Annotated in this window: 22 protein-coding genes; 2 read left to right on the top strand and 20 right to left on the bottom strand. The window is 70.5% G+C overall.

The window, feature by feature from the left end; all coding sequences use genetic code 11:
• Positions 1-9 precede the first annotated feature (9 nt).
• The 11 genes from paaJ to HZB25_06305 form a co-directional block, all read right to left on the bottom strand.
• Entirely contained in the window at positions 10-498 is a 489-nt protein-coding gene (gene paaJ, locus HZB25_06255) for a phenylacetate-CoA oxygenase subunit PaaJ (protein MBI5836826.1), read from the bottom strand.
• Positions 492-1,268 carry a phenylacetate-CoA oxygenase subunit PaaC gene (gene paaC, locus HZB25_06260; protein MBI5836827.1) on the bottom strand — a complete coding sequence of 259 codons (777 nt, stop codon included), beginning with the start codon at positions 1,266-1,268 and terminating at the stop codon, positions 492-494. Before paaC ends, paaJ begins: the two co-directional genes overlap by 7 nt.
• Entirely contained in the window at positions 1,265-1,570 is a 306-nt protein-coding gene (gene paaB / locus HZB25_06265) for a 1,2-phenylacetyl-CoA epoxidase subunit B (GenBank protein MBI5836828.1), read from the bottom strand. Before paaB ends, paaC begins: the two co-directional genes overlap by 4 nt.
• Positions 1,567-2,517 (bottom strand): 1,2-phenylacetyl-CoA epoxidase subunit A, encoded by a 951-nt coding sequence (paaA, locus tag HZB25_06270; protein ID MBI5836829.1) that lies wholly within the window; start codon positions 2,515-2,517, stop codon positions 1,567-1,569. Before paaA ends, paaB begins: the two co-directional genes overlap by 4 nt.
• 143 nt (positions 2,518-2,660) lie before the next feature.
• Positions 2,661-3,008 carry a DUF190 domain-containing protein gene (locus HZB25_06275; protein ID MBI5836830.1) on the bottom strand — a complete coding sequence of 116 codons (348 nt, stop codon included), beginning with the start codon at positions 3,006-3,008 and terminating at the stop codon, positions 2,661-2,663.
• Positions 3,009-3,018: 10 nt separating this feature from the next.
• Positions 3,019-3,396, bottom strand: a complete 378-nt coding sequence (crcB, locus tag HZB25_06280) for a fluoride efflux transporter CrcB (GenBank protein MBI5836831.1) — start codon at positions 3,394-3,396, stop codon at positions 3,019-3,021.
• A gap of 29 nt (positions 3,397-3,425) precedes the next feature.
• On the bottom strand, positions 3,426-5,525 hold the full coding sequence (locus HZB25_06285; protein ID MBI5836832.1) for a M13 family metallopeptidase: 2,100 nt from the start codon (positions 5,523-5,525) through the stop codon (positions 3,426-3,428).
• Positions 5,526-5,735: 210 nt separating this feature from the next.
• Positions 5,736-6,593 carry an HDOD domain-containing protein gene (locus tag HZB25_06290; GenBank protein ID MBI5836833.1) on the bottom strand — a complete coding sequence of 286 codons (858 nt, stop codon included), beginning with the start codon at positions 6,591-6,593 and terminating at the stop codon, positions 5,736-5,738.
• A 157-nt stretch (positions 6,594-6,750) separates the two neighbouring features.
• A complete protein-coding gene (locus HZB25_06295) occupies positions 6,751-7,110 on the bottom strand; it encodes a response regulator (GenBank protein ID MBI5836834.1) in 360 nt (119 codons plus the stop codon).
• Positions 7,107-9,140: a PAS domain-containing protein gene (locus HZB25_06300; protein ID MBI5836835.1), complete on the bottom strand. Its 2,034-nt coding sequence runs from the start codon at positions 9,138-9,140 to the stop codon at positions 7,107-7,109. The genes HZB25_06295 and HZB25_06300 overlap by 4 nt, the downstream gene beginning before the upstream one ends.
• A gap of 7 nt (positions 9,141-9,147) precedes the next feature.
• Complete coding sequence (locus tag HZB25_06305) at positions 9,148-9,624, bottom strand: GAF domain-containing protein (GenBank protein ID MBI5836836.1); 477 nt, start codon at positions 9,622-9,624, stop codon at positions 9,148-9,150.
• 371 nt (positions 9,625-9,995) lie between these two features.
• Here HZB25_06305 and HZB25_06310 point away from each other — a divergent pair, with 371 nt between their 5' ends.
• Together HZB25_06310 and HZB25_06315 are read left to right on the top strand one after the other, a co-directional pair.
• On the top strand, positions 9,996-11,183 hold the full coding sequence (locus tag HZB25_06310) for an amidohydrolase (protein MBI5836837.1): 1,188 nt from the start codon (positions 9,996-9,998) through the stop codon (positions 11,181-11,183).
• A gap of 38 nt (positions 11,184-11,221) precedes the next feature.
• On the top strand, positions 11,222-12,202 hold the full coding sequence (locus tag HZB25_06315) for a copper chaperone PCu(A)C (protein MBI5836838.1): 981 nt from the start codon (positions 11,222-11,224) through the stop codon (positions 12,200-12,202).
• Here HZB25_06315 and HZB25_06320 read toward each other — a convergent pair.
• The 9 genes from HZB25_06320 to HZB25_06360 form a co-directional block, all read right to left on the bottom strand.
• Entirely contained in the window at positions 12,177-12,440 is a 264-nt protein-coding gene (locus HZB25_06320) for a hypothetical protein (protein ID MBI5836839.1), read from the bottom strand. The genes HZB25_06315 and HZB25_06320 overlap by 26 nt on opposite strands.
• On the bottom strand, positions 12,437-13,033 hold the full coding sequence (locus HZB25_06325) for a heme-copper oxidase subunit III (GenBank protein MBI5836840.1): 597 nt from the start codon (positions 13,031-13,033) through the stop codon (positions 12,437-12,439). Before HZB25_06325 ends, HZB25_06320 begins: the two co-directional genes overlap by 4 nt.
• Entirely contained in the window at positions 13,014-13,442 is a 429-nt protein-coding gene (locus tag HZB25_06330; GenBank protein MBI5836841.1) for a cytochrome C oxidase subunit IV family protein, read from the bottom strand. Before HZB25_06330 ends, HZB25_06325 begins: the two co-directional genes overlap by 20 nt.
• Positions 13,443-13,455: 13 nt before the next feature.
• The gene (locus tag HZB25_06335) at positions 13,456-14,031 is read right to left on the bottom strand and encodes a cytochrome c oxidase subunit 3 (GenBank protein ID MBI5836842.1); all 576 of its coding nucleotides are present in this window, start codon (positions 14,029-14,031) and stop codon (positions 13,456-13,458) included.
• Positions 14,032-14,044: 13 nt separating this feature from the next.
• A complete protein-coding gene (locus HZB25_06340) occupies positions 14,045-15,751 on the bottom strand; it encodes a cbb3-type cytochrome c oxidase subunit I (protein ID MBI5836843.1) in 1,707 nt (568 codons plus the stop codon).
• A gap of 10 nt (positions 15,752-15,761) precedes the next feature.
• On the bottom strand, positions 15,762-16,550 hold the full coding sequence (locus tag HZB25_06345) for a cytochrome C oxidase subunit II (protein MBI5836844.1): 789 nt from the start codon (positions 16,548-16,550) through the stop codon (positions 15,762-15,764).
• 155 nt (positions 16,551-16,705) lie between these two features.
• Positions 16,706-17,371 (bottom strand): c-type cytochrome, encoded by a 666-nt coding sequence (locus tag HZB25_06350; GenBank protein MBI5836845.1) that lies wholly within the window; start codon positions 17,369-17,371, stop codon positions 16,706-16,708.
• Between the two features lie 254 nt (positions 17,372-17,625).
• Positions 17,626-19,599 (bottom strand): 2-oxoisovalerate dehydrogenase, encoded by a 1,974-nt coding sequence (locus HZB25_06355; GenBank protein MBI5836846.1) that lies wholly within the window; start codon positions 19,597-19,599, stop codon positions 17,626-17,628.
• Between the two features lie 478 nt (positions 19,600-20,077).
• Positions 20,078-20,480, bottom strand: a 403-nt coding sequence (locus tag HZB25_06360; protein ID MBI5836847.1) for a hypothetical protein, incomplete at its 5' end; no start/stop codon positions are given.

The raw sequence follows: 20,480 nt of genomic DNA on the forward strand, positions 1-20,480 counted from the left end.
CCTCCGGGGTCACAGCGGCTTGAAGTGGTCGAACGGCGATCCGCAACCCCGGCACCGGTGCAGCGCCTTGCAGGCGGTGGACCCGAACGCGGAAACCAACTCGGTTTCGGATGAACCGCAATGGGGACACGCGACCGGGTCCCGCTCCCACCCGGGGATGACGCGCCCGGGAGGGGCGATGCCGGCCCCGGTCAGCTTCCTGCGGGCCTCCGCCGAGAGCCAGTCGGTGGTCCAGGCGGGCGCGAGCACGCGCCGGACCACCGCGGGCACCCCCGCCGCGCTCATGGCCGCGGCGATTTCCTCTTCGATCATGGCCACGGCCGGGCAGCCCGAGTAGGTGGGGGTGATGTCGATCTCGAAGAACTCCCCCGTCCATCGGACCGCGCGGACCAGCCCAAGTTCCACGACGGAGAGCGCGGGAATCTCCGGGTCGGCTACCGTGCCCAGGATCTCGCGCACCCGGGTCTCGTCGCACGGCGCGTCCACGGGGCTCACCACGCCGCGCCGGGGTGTGCGCGGGGCACGGACTGCATCACGGTCAGCAGGTGACCCAGGGACTCGGTGTGCCGCCCGGCGCGGCCGCGGAACGGCACGCGCGGCCGCGCCTCCGGGACGCGCAGGGTGGCCTCCCGGAGGTGCGCCTCCACCCGCATGCGCCACTCCTGCCGCAAGCGCGAAGGAACCGGGGCCACTCCGGCCGCGGCCGCGGCTTCCGCCGCCTCGTCCACCGCGAACAGCTCGTCGGTGTACGCCCACAGGGCGTCCACCGCGGCCTGGGTGCGCGCACGGCTCTCGGGCGTGCCGTCGCCCAGGCGCAGCACCCATGCGCCGCTGTGCCGCCCGTGGTAAAGGATCTCCTTGTGCGCCTTGGCCGCGATCGCGGCGAGCGGGGGGAACGAGCTGGCCTCGAGCCCGCCGTACAGCAGGTCCGCGTGCACGTCCACCAGGAACTGGCGGACCATGGTATGGGCGAAATCGCCGTTGGGCTGCTCCACCAACAGGCAGTTGCGGAACTCGTACGGCTCCCTCCAGAAGGCGAGGCGGTCCGCGTCCCGTCCCTGGCCCTCCACCCGGCCGGCCTCCTCCAGCAGCATCGAGGCGTGGCCGAGGCAGTCCAGGGCGATGTTGGCCACCGCGATGTCCTCCTCGGGCAGCGGGGCCCGCCCGCACCACTCCGAGAGCCGGTGGCCCAGGACCAGCCGGTCGTCCGCCAGGCGCAGCAGCAGCTCCACGATCGTCGCGCGGGCGGCGGGCAGTTCGCGGCTCATGGTTCCTTCATCCCGCCGGGCAGAGGATAGAAATGCGCGTGGCGGTATGCCTTCGTGCGCGGCCCGTCGAAGAGGGCCGCGCGGTCCGCGGGCTCCGTGGCGGCGATGTCGGCCGTGCGGACCACCCACAGGCCGGTCACGGCGCCGCGCCGCGCGTAAACGTCACGCGCGTTCTGCAGCGCCATCTCGGCGTCCGGGGCGCGCAGGCTGCCGGCGTGGACGTGCGGCTGGCCGTCCTCCTGCAGGAACACCTCCCACAGGTCCCCCTGGTCGTGCGTGGGCTTCGCTTCCTCGATGCTCATGGGGTGGCGACCTCCCTCCTTCCGCGCCTGGCTTCGTGCGCGAGCGCGGCCTCGCGCACCCACGCCCCCTCCGCGTGCGCGCGCCGCCGTGCCTCCAGCCGCTCGGCGCTGCAGGGGCCGAACCCCTGGATCACCAGGCGGAATTCCTCCCAGTCGATTTCGCCGGTCACCCAGTGGCCGGTGTCGGAGTCGAAGCGCAGCTTCGGATCCGGGATGGTGAGCCCGAAGGCCAGGGCCTGCGGCACGGTCATGTCCACGAATCTCTGGCGCAGTTCGTCGTTGGTGCGCAGCTTGACGCGCCACTTCATCAGGTCGGCGGAGTTCGGCGAGTCGGAATCGGGGGGCCCGAACATCATCAGGGTTGGCCACCACCACCGCCCGAGGGACTCCTGGGCCATGGCCTGCTGCGCGGGCGTGCCCCGCACCAGCGCCGCCACCATCTCCATGCCCTGGCGCTTGTGGAAATTCTCCTCCCGGCAGATGCGCAGCAGGCTGCGCGCGTACGGGCCGTAGGAGCATTTCGCCATGGTGGTCTGGTTCAGGATCGCGGCCCCGTCCACGAGCCAGCCGATCACGCCGATGTCGGCCCAGGAGAGCGTGGGGTAGCTGAAGATGTTGGAGTACTTCGCCCGGCCCGCCAGGAGCTGCTCGAACATCTCCTCGCGGCTGATGCCCAGCGTCTCGGCCGCGCAGTAGAGGTACAGGCCATGCCCGGCCTCGTCCTGCACCTTCGCCAGGAGCCCGATCTTGCGCCGCAGCGAGGGCGCGCGCGTGATCCAATTGCCCTCGGGGAGCATCCCGACGATCTCGGAGTGGGCGTGCTGGGAGATGAGGCGGATGAGCTGCGAGCGGTACGAGTCGGGCATCCAGTCGCGGGGCTCGACGTGGAGGTGGTCACGGATGTGGGCGTCAAACGCGGACTCACTTCCCTGTGCCGTCGGCTGCATGGACCCGTCCTGCCCGGTGCGGGCGGAGGCAGGGGCGGCGAGGCGTCCCTGCGACTTCACGAGTTGCGGCCAACGAACGAGTGAAGCGTATCACTTCTTGGATGCCCGGGGCAGCCCCGGGGTGCGGCCGAACGGGGACTCCCTCAGGCCCCCGGCTTGCTCCCGCTGCGGTACAGCCTCACGTTCACCTTTTCCACCGTGGCCAGCCCCTCCCGGATGGCCCCGTCCACCACCGGCAGGAACGCCTCGATCTTCTCCTCGGTGTCCACGATCTCCACCACGATGGGCAGGTCCTCGGACAGGCGCAGGATCTTGGAAGTGTGCAGCCGGCTGTGGGCGCCGAAGCCCGCGATCCCGCGGATCACGGTGGCCCCGGCCAGGCCCCGCTCGCGCGCGGCCCGCACCAGCCACTCGTGCAGCGGGTGACCTTCGTGCCGGTCGCTCTCGCCGATGAAGATGCGCAGCAGGTGACCCTGTTCGGGCAGCATCATGTCCGCTCCCTCACGCGGCGCGCGCCAGCGCGAAGCCGGCCCAGACCGCGCCGAGGCCCAGGACCAGGTGCAGCGCCACGGAGGCGAGGGCCGCCACTCCCTCGCCCCCGCGCGCCAGCTGGAACGTCTCGTAACCGAACGTGGAGAAGGTGGTGAACCCGCCCAGCACGCCGATGAACAGGAAAGCGCGGGTGGCTCCCGAGAATAGCCCCCGCGATTCGGCCAGCCCGGCCAGCAGCCCGATCACCAGGCAGCCGGTCACGTTCACCAACAGTGTCTCGAAGGGAAACGACGCTCCGCCGCGCATGCGCCCGACGAGGCCGCCCACAAGGTAGCGCGCCATCGAGCCCAGCGCGCCACCCAGGCCCACCAGCAGCAGGCGTCCCATGTTCTCCCCGCTCCGTTCCTGCGCCGGCCCTACCAGATCTCCACGCGCAGCGTATCCGGCCGGTACATGGCATCACCCGGCTTCACGCCGAAGGCCTTGTGGAATTCCGGCATGTTCGCCAGCGGCCCGTTGATGCGGAAGTTCCCGGGGGAATGCGGGTCGGTGAGCACCTGGTTGCGCAGCGCCTCGGGCCGGATCAGGGTGCGCCAGATCTGCGCCCACGACAGGAAGAACCGCTGTTCGGGAGTGAACCCGCCGATGGGCGCCGGGCGCGGCTGGCCTGCCAGCGCGCGCTGCAGCGCTTCGTAGGCCACCGTGAGCCCGCCCAGGTCGGCGATGTTCTCGCCCGTGGTGAGCCGCCCGTTGACGTGCAGCGTGTCGATGGCCACGAACTCCGAGAACTGGTCGATGATCTTCGCCGCGCGCGCCTTGTACTGCTCGGCGTCCGCCGGGGTCCACCAGTCACGGAGATTTCCCTGCGCGTCGAACTGGCGGCCGCGATCGTCGAAGCCGTGGGTCATCTCGTGCCCGATCACCGCGCCCATGCCGCCATAGTTCACCGCATCGTCGGCTTCGGGGTCGAAGAACGGCGGCTGCAGGATGCCCGCGGGAAACACGATCTCGTTGTTCGTGGGGCTGTAGTAGGCGTTCACCGTGGCCGGCGTCATGCCCCACTCGGTGCGGTCCACGGGCCCGCCGATGCGGGCCGTACGGCGCCGGTACTCGAACTGCTGCGCGCGGATGCTGTTGAGCAGCAACTCGCGCCGCTCCAGCTTCAGGGAGGTGTAGTCCTTCCACTTCTCGGCGTAGCCCACCTTCTCGCCGAAGGCGTGCAGCTTGCCGAGCGCCTGGATGCGGGTGGAGTCGCTCATCCACGGCAGCTTCCGGATGCGCGCCTCCAGCGCGGCCTCCAGGTTGTGCACCATCTCCAGGGCGCGCGCGCGGGCCGCAGGAGTGAAGTGGCGGGCCACGTACTCCTGGCCCAGGGCGTCACCAAGCGCGGCGTCGGTCAGGCGCAGGCAGCGCTTCCAGCGGGGCTGCATCTCCGGGGCCCCGCTCAGCAGCCGCTCGAAGCGGAAGTTCTCCTCCACGAAGGCCGAGCTGAGCAGCGGGGCCGCATCCTGCACCGCGTGGCTGCGCAGGTAGGCCTTCCAGTCCGCCAGGGGGATGCTGTCCATCAGCCGCCCCACGGCGGTGAGGAACTCGGGCTGCGCGACGTTCAGCTCGTCGAACTTCGGGAGGCCGGCCTGCTCGAAGTAGTCCGCCCACTTGAAATCCGGCGTGAGGGCCTGCAGCTCAGCCACCTTCATCTTGTGGTAGTTGCCCCGCGGGTCCCGCAGCTGGACGCGGTTCTTCGAAATCGCGGCGATCGCCGTCTCCACGGCCATCACCCGCGACGCGGCGTCCCCGGCCTCGGCCCCGGGATCCCCCAGCAGCTGCAGGGTGCGCGCCAGGTGCGCCACGTATTCCGTGCGGATGCGCACCGCGGCGGTGTCGGTCTTGAAGTAGGCGTCGCGGTCCGGCAGGCCCAGGCCACCCTGGCCCAATTGTGCCAGGGTCATCGAGCTGTTGCGCTGGTCGGAGGCGGCCCCGAAGCGGAAGAGCGCGCCCACGCCGTCCACGTGCAGCTCCGCCGCCAGCCGCGGAAGGTCCGCCTTCTCCTTCAGCGCCGCGATGCGCTCCAGCCGCGGCCGCAGCGGGGCGGCGCCCAGCGAGTCGGCCAGCTGGGAGTCCATGCACGCGCCGTGGAACGCCGCCAGCTTCCATCGCTCGCTCCCCGGGGCGGCATTCGCATCCGCGAGGATCTCCTCCAGCAGGCGGTGCAGGACCGCCTGGTTGCGGTCGGCCAGCTCGGTGAACCCGCCGTACCGGCCGTACGAGGCCGGCAACCGGGTGCGCTTCATCCAGCTGCCGTTGGCGTAGAGGTTGAAGTCCGCCGCCGGGGAGACCGACGGGTCGAGGTTGGCCGGGTCGAGCCCCCGCGCGGCGGATCCCGGGGCGGCGGCGGGAACCTCCGGCGAAGCTGTGGCGGGAGCGGAGCCGGCGGGCGCGGCCGGGGCGAGGCCCCATGCGAACGCGCAGGCAAAGGCACACAGGAGCAGGCGGCTCGGCAGGGCACGGAAACGCATCCTGAAATCCCCTTTCGGAAATCAGTCGGGCCGGAAGCGCGGTCGGGAGCGCGGTCGGCGGGCGAACGGGCGGGGTCCGGACGGAGACTGTGCCACGGGGGACGGCACCGGTCAAACCAGGATGCGCGGACGAGGCGAGGCCCCGGGGTGGCGACCCCGGGGCCTCGAGAACAGCGGGTCAACTGGCTGGCGCAGGGGCGCCCCGGCGGCTCAGATCGAGAATGCCTCGGCCAGAGGCATGAGGCGCCGGCTCATGGTCTCGCGGGCCTCGTGCAGCTGCCCGTGGCCCAGCCCCAGGAAGCGCCGGGCGTCCTCGAACACCGCTTCGGCCTGGTCGCAGCGGCACAGCTGCTGCTGGTCGGTCATGGCGCAGGCCAGGTGCACGATGCACTCCATCGTCGTGTCGGCGGTGATGCGCGGGTGGTGGTGGTTCGCCGCGACATCCACCAGGCTCTGCGGAAAGCCCCACTGCAGCGCCAGCTCGGCTCCCAGCTGGGCGTGGTTCAGGCCCAGGAGCTCCTGCTCGATCTCGAAAAGGGTGCAGTCCCCCTCGGTCGCCTCGTACACCCCCAGGATTTCCTCCAGCTCGTGGGACAGGTGCCGATCGAGCACCAGGAGCCCCAGGTCGTGCAGCAGCCCGTGGGAGAATGTCGTGGGCGCGAGCGGCAGATGGAGCATCTCGGCCAGGATCTCGGCCGTGAGCCCCGTGCCGACACAGTGGCGCCAGAAGAGCACGCGATCGAAGTTGGAGGTCCCCTTGTCCTGCGAGAGCAGGCCGACGTGCACCATGATGCCCATGCACATCTTCTTGATCACGTTGAACCCGAGGAGGGTGATGGCGTCGGAGATCGAGTTCACGGAGCGCATGCGGCCGTAGGTGGCGGAGTTCGCGATCCGGAGCAGGTTGGCCACCAGGGGCGGGTCCGCGGACACCGCCTGGGCCAGGGTGTGCGAATCCGCCGCGGGATTGTCCACGACCTGCCACACCCGCATGAGCGTCTGCGGCAGGGGCGGAAGCTCCCCTACCCGCTGGATCAGCTCCTCCTTGGAGAGGTTCTGCGAAGGCATGCTTGCTCCTGGGCCGGGCTGGTCCGGCGCGAGCGCGGCGGACTACCCGGAATCGTGGGGGCGTTCCATGGGTATGATCGGCGCGCCTGCGGCGCATCCTGAATGCGATTCCCGGCAGGCCATGGCCGGGCGTTCCAGGCCGGCGAGGCCGGCCGCATCAGGCGGCGAAGCGCCGCGCCACCTCTCCGAGCTGCTCCAGTTCCACGGGTTTCTCCAGCGCCCCGTCCACGCGCAGGCTCGCCAGCTCGGCGAGGTGCCGCTCGGGCGGGTTGGCGCTGATCACCACCACGGCCATCCCGCTGTGGGTCTCGCGCAGCCTTCGGATCACTTCCAGTCCGCCCATGTCCGGCAGGTTCATGTCCACGAGAGCCAGGACCGGCCGGCAAGCCTCGGCCTCACGCAGGGCGGACACACCGTCGCCCACCGCGTGAACCTCGAAGCCCAGGTCACCCAGGTATTCCTCGTACACGAACCGGATTCCCGGTTCGTCGTCCACGACCAGGATCGCACCCTTCACGCGGCTTCCTCGCGTCGTTCCTCGTCCCCGGACGTCTGCAGCCCGGGGGATCGGTTCCCGGATGTCCCCACCTCGCCCAGCGTGACGCTGATCTCGGTGCCCCGGCCCGGCTCGCTGTGGATCTCCAGCACCCCGTCATTGGCCTCCACCAGGGACTTCACGATGCACATTCCCAGCCCCGTGCCCCGGGCGCCCTTGGTGGTGAAGAACGGCTCGAGGATGCGCTCGCGCACGCGCGCGTCCATGCCGCAGCCGGTGTCCGCGACTGTCGCCGTCACCCTGCCGCCCTCCGCCTTCACTTCCACCCGGATCTCGCCGCCCTCGGGGCAGGCTTCCAGGGCGTTCTTGAGCAGGTTCTGGAACACCACCCGCAGCTGCTCGGCATCCACGGCCACCACTTCCGGCCTCTCCCCCTCGACCGAGTCGAGCACCCGCACACCCTGGGCGTGCAGCGCGTCGGCACACTCGTGACGGAATTCCTCCACGTGCCCCAGCACCAGGCTGCGCAGGTCGCAGCGCTCCCGCCGCGCCTCCTGCGGGCGCGCGGCGTCGAGCACGTCGCGCACCAGCCGGGCGAGGCGGTCCAGCTCCTCGAGCAGGCGCGGAACATAGCGTTCCACCCGGTCGGGATCCCCGGCGCCGGAGGCCACCAGCTGCGCCAGCCCGCGCAGCGGTGCCAGCCGGTTCTTGAACTCGTGGGCTATGCCGGCACTCATGGTCCCCAGGCTCGCCAACCGGTCCGCGTGGACGAGCTCCCGCTCCAGGCGCCGCACGGCGGTCACATCCCGCATCTGCACCATGAGCACCTCCGTGCCATCCAGGTCGAAGGGCGTGGCCACGACGTTGCACAGGATGGGCCCCCGGGGGGCCCGGACCTCGAAGTCCGCCCCGCCCGCCGGGCGTCCGGCCAGCAGCGCGTCCAGGTAGGCGCGCACGCGGCCCAGCTCGGGAACGGAGAACAGCGCGTCGAGACCCAGGGCGCCCAGGTCCTCCCCGGCGGAGAGGGTGCGGCACGCGGTGGCGTTGGCCAGGACGATGCGCAGGGTGCTCGGCTCCACCATGAGGATGGAGTCCACGCTGCCATCGAATAGCTGCCGCATGCGGGCCTCGGAGCGGCGCAGGATGTCCAGGCCGGTCAGGTCCTGCATGGTCACCAGGACCTCCTCCACGCCACCCTCGGGCCCGCGGATGGGCTGGGCGGTGACGTAGAGCTGGCGGGGCACGCCGTTGATGACCCGCTTGAACTCGCCGTGCGCGATCGGCGCGCCGCCCAGGGCCGCGCGGACCGGGCACTCCGTGCAGCTGCCGTTGCCCTGCCGGCACACGTCGCAACAGACGCTCCCGTGAAGCTCGCTCTCGGGCCGGGCGTCCCCGAGGTGGATGCGGCCCATCTCCCGGTTGACCCAGCGGATCTTGAGGTCGGAGCCCAGCACCATCACCGCCGCGTCCGAACGCTTCACCAACGCCTGGAACTTCTGGCGCTCGCGGTCCAGCAGGCGCAGCTGTGCGTCCATGGTCCGGAAGCGGCGCTGGTGCTGACGCTCCGTGGCCGTGGCGTCCGCGGCGGCGCGGCCGCGGTCCCGCCGGGTGGCCACGATGTGACCGAGCCACGCGAGCGATTCCGGGCCGCCAGGAAGCGCGGCCCGCTGTTGCCGCGGCAACGCCACGGCCGCCACGGCCACGCCCTGCTCCAGCAGCGGCACGGCGGCCACGGCGGCGTCGCCCGCGTCCTCGCCCAGCCCGTCGCGCAGCAGGCCCATGTCCTCGTAGCCCTGCAGGGCCCACTCGGCCAGGCGCGCAAGGCGGTCGAAGGCGCACTCGGAAGGAAGCCCGGAGTCGCTGCCGTAGGAGTCCACGCCGGCGGAACCCTCCTCGCCGGGGAGCGCCAGCGCCACGGGCAGCCCCGAGGTCTCGCTCAGGAGCCGCGCCAGCGCGCGCGCGCCCTCCGCCAGGGATGCCGCTCCCAGGAAGGCGCCCAGCGCGTCTTGCATGCCCGCGGGGGCGCCGGAGGTCGGCGGGGTCGGAGTCATTCCGGGATCAGCGCTCCTTTTCCATGCCCTGGCGGCTGTACAGGATCGCCAGCCAGTCGGCGACGCGCTCCACGCGGGCCACGGCCTCGGGGCCGAAGGCGTCCACCTCGTGGCTGTCAATGTCCACCTGCGCGTGGATCCACTCGCCGCTCCGGATCAGCACCACGAGCTCGGAGCGCGTCTCGCTGCTGCACGCCAGGTAGTTTTCCTGCCGGCGCACGTCGGGGATGTTCATGTTCCGCCCCTCGGCCACGGCCGTCCCGCACACCCCCCGGCCCACCGCGATGAAGCAGTGGTCGGTGGGCGCGCCGATGAACGGGCCCAGCCTCAGCACCTGGTCGGGGAACAGCTCGTAGATGCCGGTCCAGTGAAAGCGGCTGTCGGATTCGTGGAGCAGGCGCACGGCCGCTTCCAGGACGTCGTGAAACTCGGCGCCGGAGGCCACAAACGTGTCCAGTTGGAGGCAGATCTGCTCACCCGTCATGGTCCCTCCAGGGGCGGCCGCCGGAAATGTCGCATACCCCGCTCCGGGGTGGGTGGCAGCAACGGCCGCGAGACAGGTCAAGTTCTCACCCGCTTCATCGGCAATGGTGCAATGAAACATCAATAGTTCATGAAAGCACGAGGGGATGCGCCCCCGGAGGCGCATTCCCGTGCGGCCGGTCCCGGCCCCCCCACCCGCCCCCGGAACGCCGGGCGACCCGCTCCAAGACGCCCCGGGGCACACTCCGCGACGCGTGTGGCGCCCCGGCCGCGGATGCCGCAAAATGGGACGCGCGCGCCCGGGGCGCCCGGCCGCCTGTTTCCCCGGATTCCATGGCCAGGACCGTCCCATTCACCCAGGAGAACAAGCCCGTGAGCCCGGACATCCGCACCCTCACCCCGGCCGACATCGAGGAACTCGTCGCCACCCGCCGCGACCTCCATCGCCATCCCGAGACTGCGTTCGAGGAAGTCCGCACTTCCGGTGTGGTCTCGAAACGGCTGGGTGAGATCGGCGTGCCGCACCGGACCGGCCTGGCACGCACCGGCATCGTGGGGCTGGTGGGGCGCGGCGCCTCGGCCGGCGACGCAGGCCGCACGGTGCTGCTCCGGGCGGACATGGACGCGCTGCCGATCCAGGAGGAGAACGACGTTCCCTACCGCTCGGTCCACGACGGGCGGATGCACGCCTGTGGACACGACTGCCACACCGCCTCGCTGCTGGCGGCGGCGCGCGCCCTGAAGCGCGGGGAGCCCGGCCTCAAGGGCACCGTGAAACTCTGCTTCCAGCCGGCCGAGGAGGGCTTCTCCGGGGCGAACGAGATGATCCGCGACGGCGTGCTCGAGGGCCCCGCGCCCGAGGCCGCGTTCGGCTACCACGTGTGGCAGGATCTCGACTACGGCATCGTGGCCGTCACGCCGGGGCCGTTCATGGCCGCCGTGGACGAATTCAGCGTCACCTTCCGGGGCGTGGGCTGCCACGCCGCCGCGCCGCACCTGGGGCGCGACCCGGTGCTGGCGGCGGCGCAGGCGATCACGGCGCTGCAGTCCGTGGTCAGCCGCAACACCGATCCCTTCCTGGGTGCGGTGGTGAGCGTGACGCAGCTGCGCGCCGGCTCGGCCTTCAACATCGTGCCCGAAACCGCGTGGATGAACGGGACGGTGCGGGTGATGGACACCGGCCTGTGGGCCGCGCTTCCCGGGCACTTCGAACGCGTGGTGAAGGGCGTGGCCGCGGCGATGGGCTGCGAGGCGGAGATCACCTACAACCGCACCCACCAGCCCACCGTGAATGATCCCGCCATGGCGGCGCTGGCGCGGGAGGTGGCGGTGGAGGTCGTGGGGGCCGGCAACGTGCGCGACGACGTGCGCACCATGGGCGGCGAGGACTTCTCATCGTTCCTGCAGCGTGTGCCCGGATGCTTCTTCGCGGTGGGCTCGCGCAACGCGGAGCGGAATCTCGTGTACGGGCACCACCACCCGCGCTTCGACGTGGACGAGCGCGCCATGCAGATCGGCGTGGAGATGCTGGTGCGCCTCGCCCGGAGGATCGCGGGGTGATCGGGCGGGTCGGGAGGCGCGTGGGGCGGGCGCGATGGATGCCCGTTTCGGTCGCGCTCGCACTGATGGCGGCGGCGGCTCTCCCTGGCTGCGGGCCGCGGGGCGGCTCCCAGCTCAAGGGCTCGCGCCCCGCGCAGGGCGGGTTCGTGGGCCACGTCAGCGTGCAGGAGCGGCGCGGCAGCGCCCCCGCACGGCCCTTCGCCTTCCGGGCCTCCCCCGGGCACGTGCTGTACGTGTTCTTCGGCTACGCCACCTGCCCCGACATTTGCCCCGCCACGCTGGGCAGCCTGCGCAAGGCCCTGGCCATGCTGGGTGGCGACGCGGCGCGCGTGGAAGTGGCCATGGTGACGGTGGACGCGGCGCGCGATTCCGGCGACGTCCTCGCGCGCTACCTGGCGTCCTTCGTGGACAGCGCCCACGCGCTGGTCCCGGAGACCCAGGAACAGCTGGCCCTCGCGGAGACGGTCTTCGGAGCCACGTCCAGCGTGACCCGCCAGCCGGGCGGGCAGGTGGACGTGAGCCACACCGCCAGCAGCTACCTTGTGGATTCGGGCGGGCGCGTGGTGGTGGTGTGGGAGTTCGGCACGAAACCCGCCGACCTGGCGCACGACATCCGGGTGCTGCTGGGCGAGCAGGCGGGCAGGCCCGCGGAAGCCGGTCCGGAGGTGTCGGGCCCGTGGGCCCGCGCCACGCCCGCGGGCGCGACCGCCGCCGCCGTGTACCTGGCGTTGCGTTCCGACGAGGGAGACACGCTGCGCGCGGTGAGCGTGGAGCCCGGCGTGGCCGCGGCCGCGCAGTTGCACCGGACGCTGCGGGAGGCGGGCGGGGAGATGTCCATGGTCCGGGTGGATGCGGTGCCGCTGCCGGCGGGCGTGCCGGTGGATTTCCGGCCCGGCGGAGACCACGTCATGCTGGTGGGCCTCGCGAAGCCGCTGACCGCGGGCGACACGCTCGACGTGAGGCTGTACTTCGCGAAGGAGAAGGTGCGGAGGGTCAGGGTGCCGGTGCGGGAGGAGTGAAGCGCGCCTCGTCCGGGTCCGCGAACTCGTCCGGCAGGTGCCGGCGGACGGCGCGGCGCAGGTAGAGCAGGCCCGCGGCCAGCATCGCCAGGGGCAGCAGCGAGAGCAGCACGGTGGTCCAGAAGAATGCAGCCTGCCCGGGACCGGCGCCCGCGCCGCACACCGCGCAGGCGCGCGCGAGGCCGGGCAGTCCCACGGCCGCGGCCGGCACGGTCAGCCCGCAGATCCCCCGCCTCACCGGTACACCACCAGGTAGAGGACCGGCCACATCAGCACCACGAAGTTCCAGAACAGCCGCGTGGCCCCGAACACGCCCGGAGTGAGCCTTCCGGCGCGCAGGCGGGCCCAGCAGAGCGCCAGCGCCGCGAGCGCCGCCAGCGCGTGCAGCGCGTGCGCGCCCACGATCACGTAGAAGAAGGCGCCGGCCTGGCTGGAGGTGAGCGTCAGGCCTTCGCGCAGCAGCGCCGCCCATTCCACGCCCTGCGCCGCCACGAAGTACGCGCCCAGCGCCAGCGCCGCCAGCATCGGGCCGCCCGACGCCACCGTGGCGCGACGCCCGCCGGAGCGGGCCGCGAGCCACAGCGCCACCCCGCTCGCCAGCAGCGCCAGCGTGTGCACCGCGGTCTGCGCGAAAGGCAGCCGCGGCTGGCCCGCGGGGGGCCACGCCCCGGGGGCGGTGCCGCCGCGCACGATCAGGAACGCGCTGATGAACGCGGTGAAGAGCATCACCTCGGAGAATACGAACAGCGCCATGCCGAACACGCCATGGCTGGTGAAGCCGCGGCGCGGGGCCGGTGGCGCGCCCAGGCGCTCAGTGGCCGCGCTGGCCATGGGCTTCCCCGCCCGCGCCGGCGGCCGGCGCCACGTACGTCTTGTGCCAGTGCTGGCCGCTGTGCTTCATGGCGTCCGGGGCCACCCCGGCGAACAGCAGCACCATGAACACCAGCGCGATCCCCAGCGCCCAGTGGACCACGGGCTTCTGCACGTCGAGGTGCATGAACTTCCGGGCCACGATGTAGGCCTTCACCAGCGCCACGCCGAAGGCGGCGATCAGCATCACCACCCGGATCCCGGTCATGGGCCCGATCACGCTGACCACCAGCAGCCCCACCAGCAGCGCCCAGACCTTCACGTAGTTGGTGGGGTGCGCCCCCGCGGGGCCCGCGTGCGGCTCCTGGCCGTGGCGGGCGCGGTCTTCCTCCCCGTCCCCGGCCCGGCGCGTCTCCACATGCGACGACATGCCCGTCTCCCTCCTACTTCGCGATGTACAGCAGCGGGAACAGGAAGATCCACACCACGTCCACGAAGTGCCAGTAGATGCCCACGTTTTCGACGCGGTGCAGGTCCTGGTTCCTCGCAGCCGATGCCGCCACCCACCCCATCAGGGCCATGCCGGCGATCACGTGGAATGCGTGCAGCCCGGCGGCGGTGTAGTAGTACGACCAGAACCCGCCGGACTGGATGGTGAAGCCCTCGCGGATCTCGTGGGCCCACTCGAACGACTTCACCACCAGGAACACCAGCCCGCCCAGGATGGTGAGCCGCAGCAGGCGCGCCGCGCGCGGGCCGTCCCGCCGCTCCGCCGCCTGGTGCGCCAGCACCGCGGACAGGCTGGAGCTCAGCAGCACCAGCGTGTTGAACGCGCCCGCCCAGGTGTTGGTATGCGATGCCTGCTCCGCCCACTCGACGTGACCGAGCCGGTTCATGATGTAGGAGACCAGCACGCCCCCGAACACCACGATCTCCGATACCAGCACCCACCACACGGCCAGCCGGCCGGTGGGCATCCCCATGGCGCTCCGGGTGGCGGCGATCGTCTTCGCGCTCACTTGGGCTCTCTCCTCAGGCCTTCTCGTGCTGGGGCCAGTAGTCCTTCTCCCGGCCCGGGACGCTGTACTCGTACGGACCGCGGTGGCAGACGGGCAGCTCCGCCCAGTTGCCGTGCGGCGGCGGCGACTCCGCGCTCCACTCCAGCGTGTTCGACTTCCAGGGGTTGGCGCCGGCCTTCCTTCCGCGGCGCATGCTCACCAGGAAGTTGTAGATGAAGATGAACTGGAACAGCAGCATCACCACCAGCGCGATGGTCGAGGTGGTGCGCAACGCCTGCATGGCGGGCGTGGCCAGCTCCGGGAAGTGGGTGTAGTCGTAGATGCGCCGGTGCTCGCCGTTGAGCCCCACCATGAACATCGGGATGAAGATGAAGTTGAACGGGATGATGGTGCCCCAGAAATGGATCTTGCCCAGGGTCTCGTTCATCATCCGCCCGAACATCTTCGGGAACCAGAATGTGATCCCCGCGAACACCGCGATGATCGCGATGGGGAAGAACGTGTAGTGGAAGTGGGCGATCACGAAGTAGGTGTCGTGGAAGAAGATGTCCGCGCCGCTGGCACCCAGGTAGATCCCCGTCGCGCCGCCGATCAGGAACTCCGCCAGGAAGCCCAGCGCCCACAGCATCGGGGTCGCAAACCGGATGGAGCCGCCGTAGAGCGTGGCGATGTACAGGAAGCACATTTCGGCGATCGGGATGGAGATCAGCACCGTGGTCACGGTGAACACGTTGGCCATGCGCGGGTCGATCCCGGCCACGAACTGGTGGTGGGCCCACACGAAGAAACTCAGGATCCCGGTGGCGATGACCGTGTAGATGACCGTCTTGTAGGCGAACATCTTCTTGCGCGAGAACACGGTGATCACCTCGGCCACGATCCCCATCGCCGGCAGCAGCACCACGTACACCTCGGGGTGGCCGAAGAACCAGAACAGGTGCTGCCACAGGATGGGGTCGCCCCCGCGCGTGGGATTGAAGAACCCCGTGCCCAGCAACTGGTCGAACAGCAGCATCACCGCGCCGGCGATCAGCGGGCCCACCGAGGCCATGAACAGCAGCGTGGCCACCACGATCATCCACACCACCAGCGGCACGTCGAAGGCCTTCATGCCGGGGGCGCGGGCATTCATGGCGGTGACGATGAAGTTGATCCCCCCCAGCAGGAACGCCACGAACTCCAGCGCCACCGCGATGACCCACATGCTGGCCCCCTGCGGGGTCAGGTTGTACTTGGCGGACGCCGACAGCGGCGGGTAGGCCGTCCACGCGCCGCCGAAACCACCGTCCGGCATGAACAGGGACGCCAGCAGCACCAGCGCGCTGAGCAGGAACACCTGGTAGCTGAGGCGGTTGATCCGGGGGAAGACCATGTCGTCGCAGCCGCACATCAACGGGATCAGGTAGTTGCCGAAGCCCGCGATCAGCACCGGCATGGCCACCCAGAAGATCATGATGCTGCCGTGATTGGTCACCAGCGCGTTGTACTTGCCCGGCGAGACGTGCCCGAAGAAGGGCACCGCGTTTCCGGGGAAGGCCAGCTGCATGCGGAACACGTAGGCGAAGAAGGCGCCCAGCAGGGCCATCGCCATGCCGGTGAACATGTACTGGAAGGCGATGGTCTTGTGGTCCGTGGACCACAGGTACTTCCGGAAGAAGGACTCCCCGTGGTGGGCGGCGTGCCCGGCCCCGTGGGCCGCTTCGATTGCGTGGCTGGCCATCGTCTCCCCGTCAGTTCCTGGTGTCGGCGGCCGCGGCGGCGGCCGCCAGCGCGGCCCGCGGCGCGTCCGCGGTGGTCGTGCCGGCAGGAGCGGGCGCGGCGCCCCCGGCGCCGGCATGGAACGCCCCGATGGGCGTGCCGGCGTGGGAGCGCATCCACGCGGCATGCTGCTCCTGCGACTGGATCTCGATCTCGGCGCTCATGATCCCGTGCGCCACGCCGCAGATCTGCGAGCAGCGGATGTCGTGGACCCCGGTGCGGGTGGCCCGGAACCAGCCGGTGATCACGCGCCCGGGCACGGCATCCTGCTTCAGCCGGAACACCGGCACGAAGAAGCTGTGCAGCACGTCCTTCGACTCCAGCTGGAAGTGCACCGTCCGGTTCACGGGCACGTGCAGCGTGTCGGCCGAGAAGATGTCGTCCGGGGTGTCGAGCCGGCCGTCGGGACCGGGCTGCTGGAACGTCCAGGTCCACTGCTGGCTGATCACGCGCACCGTCTCGTCGGCCGGCGGGAGCGTCTGCTTCACCTTGTACCAGACGCGGATGGCGGCCACGATGATGAGCACGTCGCACACCAGGATCAGCGTGTGCGGGACGTTGATCCAGCGCTTGAGCCGCTTCTCCTTGCCGGTCACGTACTGCGCCGCCACGCCGGCCCGGGCGCGGAAACGCCAGATCAGCCAGAAGAACATCACCTCGGCGGCCACGAACCAGAAGCCCACCAGGATCGTGACCAGCCACACCAGCTGGTCCACGTCGCTGGAGTAGGTCGAGAGGCTCGGAATGTAGTGCTCGATCATGGGCGGGTCCCGGGCTTCAGAGAATGAACAGGAACACGGCGGCCGCGAACAGCCCCGCGCCAATCAACGTCCAGAGAAACGTCTTCCCACCCAGCCAGTCGCCCCAGTCGTCGTCGCGCTCCTCGGTCGCCTTCGCCATCTGGAAGTCTCCCACGTTACGGCTGGAGGGTGCGGATGTAGGCGATCACGTCCTTCATCGCCGTGGTGTCGGGCAGCGACTTCGCCATCGCGGCCATCTGCATGCCGGTCGCGTCCTGCGGGTGCGCGCCGCGCAGCCCGCTGCGGAATTTGGAGAGCTGGCTGAACATGTACCAGTCGGCCTGGCGGTTCAGCGGCGGCGCCCCCAGCGCCTGGTTGCCGGCGGCCGCGGCACCGTGGCAGGCGATGCACACCGCGTTGAAGCGCGCCTGGCCCGCTGCGACGTTGCCTCCCGCCAGGCTGGCGGCGGGGCGGGCAGGCCGGAGCGTCTCCACGTACTGGGCCACGGACTCCAGGTCGCCCGGCCGGTACAGCGAGCGGGCCATGGGGCGCATGCGCGCGCCCTCCGCATCGTCGGGATGCGTGCCGCGGAGGCCGCCTTTGAACTTGCCCAGCTGGGCCACCAGGTACCACTTCGGGAGGCCTGCGATCTCGGGAGCGCCGATGGTGGGGTTGCCGAGGCCGCGGGGCCCGTGGCAGGGCACGCAGGTGTCGTAGATCTGCGTGCCACGCGCCAGCCCCGGCCCGGGGGTGCGCGAGCAGCCGACCGCCAGGACCGCGGCAGCCAGGACCGCAAGGGCAACGGGGGCAACGGGGACAACAGGGGTCTTCGCCAGGAACAAGGCCGTCTCCGTACGCGTCGCTCGGGACCAGCTAGGGACTTGGATCATGCCCGGGATCAGCCACGGACGGCAGAAGCCAGCGCGCGCGGGCGACCGGGAACGGGGCGCCGCCGGGGGCGGCGTCCGTCGCGGGGATCACGGCCAGTCACGGGATTGGATGCGCGGCCAGTCTCAGGTATTCGGGAAACTTCGCCGTGGCAGCGGGTTCCGGCCCGGAAAACCGGGACCGCGAAACCGGCGTCGCGCGCCGGCGGCTAGTACGAGAGCACCTTTCGCATCGCCTGCAGCAGCTTCGCCTCCGAGGGCAGCACGGCGGCTTCCAGGATCCGGTTGAAGCCCACGGGCGTGAAGGTCGAGCCGACCCGCTCCACCGGGGCGTCCAGGTACTCGAACGCGCGGGAGGCCACCAGCGCGGCCAGCTCGCCCCCGAAGCCGCCGAAGACCTTGTCCTCGTGGGCCACCAGCACCCGGCCGGTCTTGCGGGCCGTGGTCAGCACGGCTTCCTCGTCCAGCGGCTGCAGCGAGCGCAGGTCCAGCACCTCCACCGACACCCCCTCCCCGGCCAGCTTCTTCGCGGCTTCCAGGGCGAAGTGAACCACGGTGCCGTAGGCCACCACGCTCAGGTCGGTGCCCTCGCGGCGCACCCGGGCGCGGCCGAACGGCACGGTGAAGTCCTCCGGCACGGGGCAGCGGGTGAAGGGCTGGTTGTACAGGAACTTGGGCTCCAGGAACAGCGTCGGGCCCTCGGAGCGCAACGCGGTGCGCAGCAGGCCGGCGGCGTCGTCGGCGAAGGCCGGCATCACCACGCGCACACCGGGCAGCGTGGTGAAGGTGCCCTCGAGATTCTGGCTGTGGTACAGGCCGCCGCCGATGTAGCCCCCGGAGGCCAGCCGGATCACCATGTTGGGCGCGAACTGCCCGTTGCTGCGCCAGTAGTCGTGCGTGCACTCGATCAGCTGCTCCATGGCGGGCCAGAAGTAGTCGGCGAACTCCGCGCCCTCCACCACCACGCGGATGTCCTTCCGGTAACGCGAGAAACCGTTGGCGGTGCCGACGATGAAGTCCTCGGCCAGGGGCGCGTTGAACACGCGCCGGGCCCCGAACTCCTTCTGCATGCCCTTGGTGACCAGAAAGATGCCTTCCTTCTCCTTGTTGGCCATGTCCTGGCCCCACAGGAAGGTGTGCGGGTTGCGCCGGAACTCGTCGTGGAGCACCCCGTTGATGGCCTCGCGGAAGGTGCGCTTCTCGCCCAGGCCGGCGGGATTGGTGCCGTCGGGGTAGCCGGGGCTGTCGGCCGCGGGCGGCAGCACGAAGTCGAAGATGCCCGCGGGATCGGGCGCGGCAGCGGCGCGGGCCCGCTCGGCGGCGCCATCCACGGCGGTCTTCACCTGGGCCTCGATCCGCTCCACTTCCGACACGGGAATACCCGCGGACTCCAGCAGGTGCCTGCGAAAGCGCGGCAGCGGGTCGCGCGCGTGCGCGGCCGCCAGCTCGCGCTCGTCGCGGTACAGGAGGTGGTTGTCCGAGTTGCTGTGGGCGCCGATGCGCACGCAGTCGGCGTACACGATGGCCCCGCCCTTCTTCGCGCGCACGAATGCGATGGCCTTCTGCATGGCCCTGTGGCTGTCCACGGGATCGGTGCCGTCGCAGTAGATGATCTCGAGATTGGGCAGCCCGCGGAAGTTCTCGGCGATCCGGGCGTTGGCGGACTGGTCGCGCTTGGGCACGGAGATGCCATAGCCGTTGTCCTGCGCCACCAGGATCACCGGCAGCTTTTCGCGGCTGATCCCCAGCAGGGCCTCGTAGCAGTACCCCTCGCTGAGCGCGGACTCGCCCATGCTGCAGTAGACGATGGCGTCGTCGTCGTAGAGCTTCACCGCGCGGCCCAGCCCCGCGGCGTGCAGCAGGTGATTGCCGGTGCAGCTGCTGACGTTCTGGATGTTCAGCTCCGGCTTGGCGAAGTGGTTGCTCATGTGACGGCCGCCGGAGGCCACGTCGGCCTGCTTGCTCATGCCGTTGAGGAAGATCTCCTCCTCGCTGATGCCCGCCGCCAGTGCCAGCTGCATGTCCCGGTAGTACGGGAACAGGAAGTCCCTGCGGGGCCGGAACACCACGCCCGCCGCCAGCTGAATGCCCTCATGCCCCGAGCAGGGCGCATGGTAGGACCAGCCGAGGCCGAGCTTGAGATAGTTGGGAGCCTGCTCGTCGATGCGGCGGGCGGTGAACATCAGCCCGTACCAGCGGAGAAGTTCCTTGTGACCCAGCTCGGGGGACGTATAACTGCCGGGTTCGAGGGTCTGGCTCAAATTCACTCCTTTGCGGGTGGGGGCGCGCCCTGCGCCGCCCTTGGCCTGCCGGGGATCATGCTCCCCGCATGCCGCGCCCTGGGATAGGGGCCCACCGATTTCCCTGGGAACGTCTGCCCTGATTGTCGGCTCAGGGCGGGCACATCTGCCTGTCGTAGGCGTACTGAATGACCGCTAAAGTCTACCCGAATGGTAGCCTTTGGTACCATTCAAAATCAAGCCCCGAACCAAGAAAGTCATCCGTCCATGATTTCAACTTGTTTATGTACAAATAGTTACGAGTCCAATCGAAATTGTAACCGTTTCCACCCCGACCGGCTGGGTCGGCTCGAACAGGCCTCGGCCGCGGGAATCCATTCTTAGCTGTTGGATGCAATCGCGCGCGGGAAGTGTCCGGGGGTCACTCCGCCAGGGTGACGTCCCAGGGCATCCAGGCCAGTGCCTCGCGGCGCCACTCTTCGTGGCCGGCGAGCGCCCAGAGGTCCAGGGGGTTGTAGTCGTCGGTGAGCAGCGTCGAGGGACCGGCCAGGGCTAGGGGCTTGGAGGCCGCCAGCTCGCTGTCCACCTCCGCCGAGACGGCGAAGGGCCGCGCTCCGGTCTCCAGGGAAACCGGGGCCCGGCCCGCGACCAGGATGTTCCCGCCGTACTCCCCCGCGGTGCCGCAGGGGAGCACCCGGATCCACGGAAACGTGGCGGCGATGGTGCGCGCCACCGAGCGCAGCGGCCGCCCGCGGGGACCTTCCCGGTAGCCCACGTAGTTGAGCACCACCACGCCCCCGGGAGCCAGCCGCCGGTCCACCACC

The sequence above is a fragment of the Candidatus Eisenbacteria bacterium genome, from assembly GCA_016235265.1.
In the GTDB taxonomy this organism is placed as follows: domain Bacteria; phylum Eisenbacteria; class RBG-16-71-46; order RBG-16-71-46; family JACRLI01; genus JACRLI01.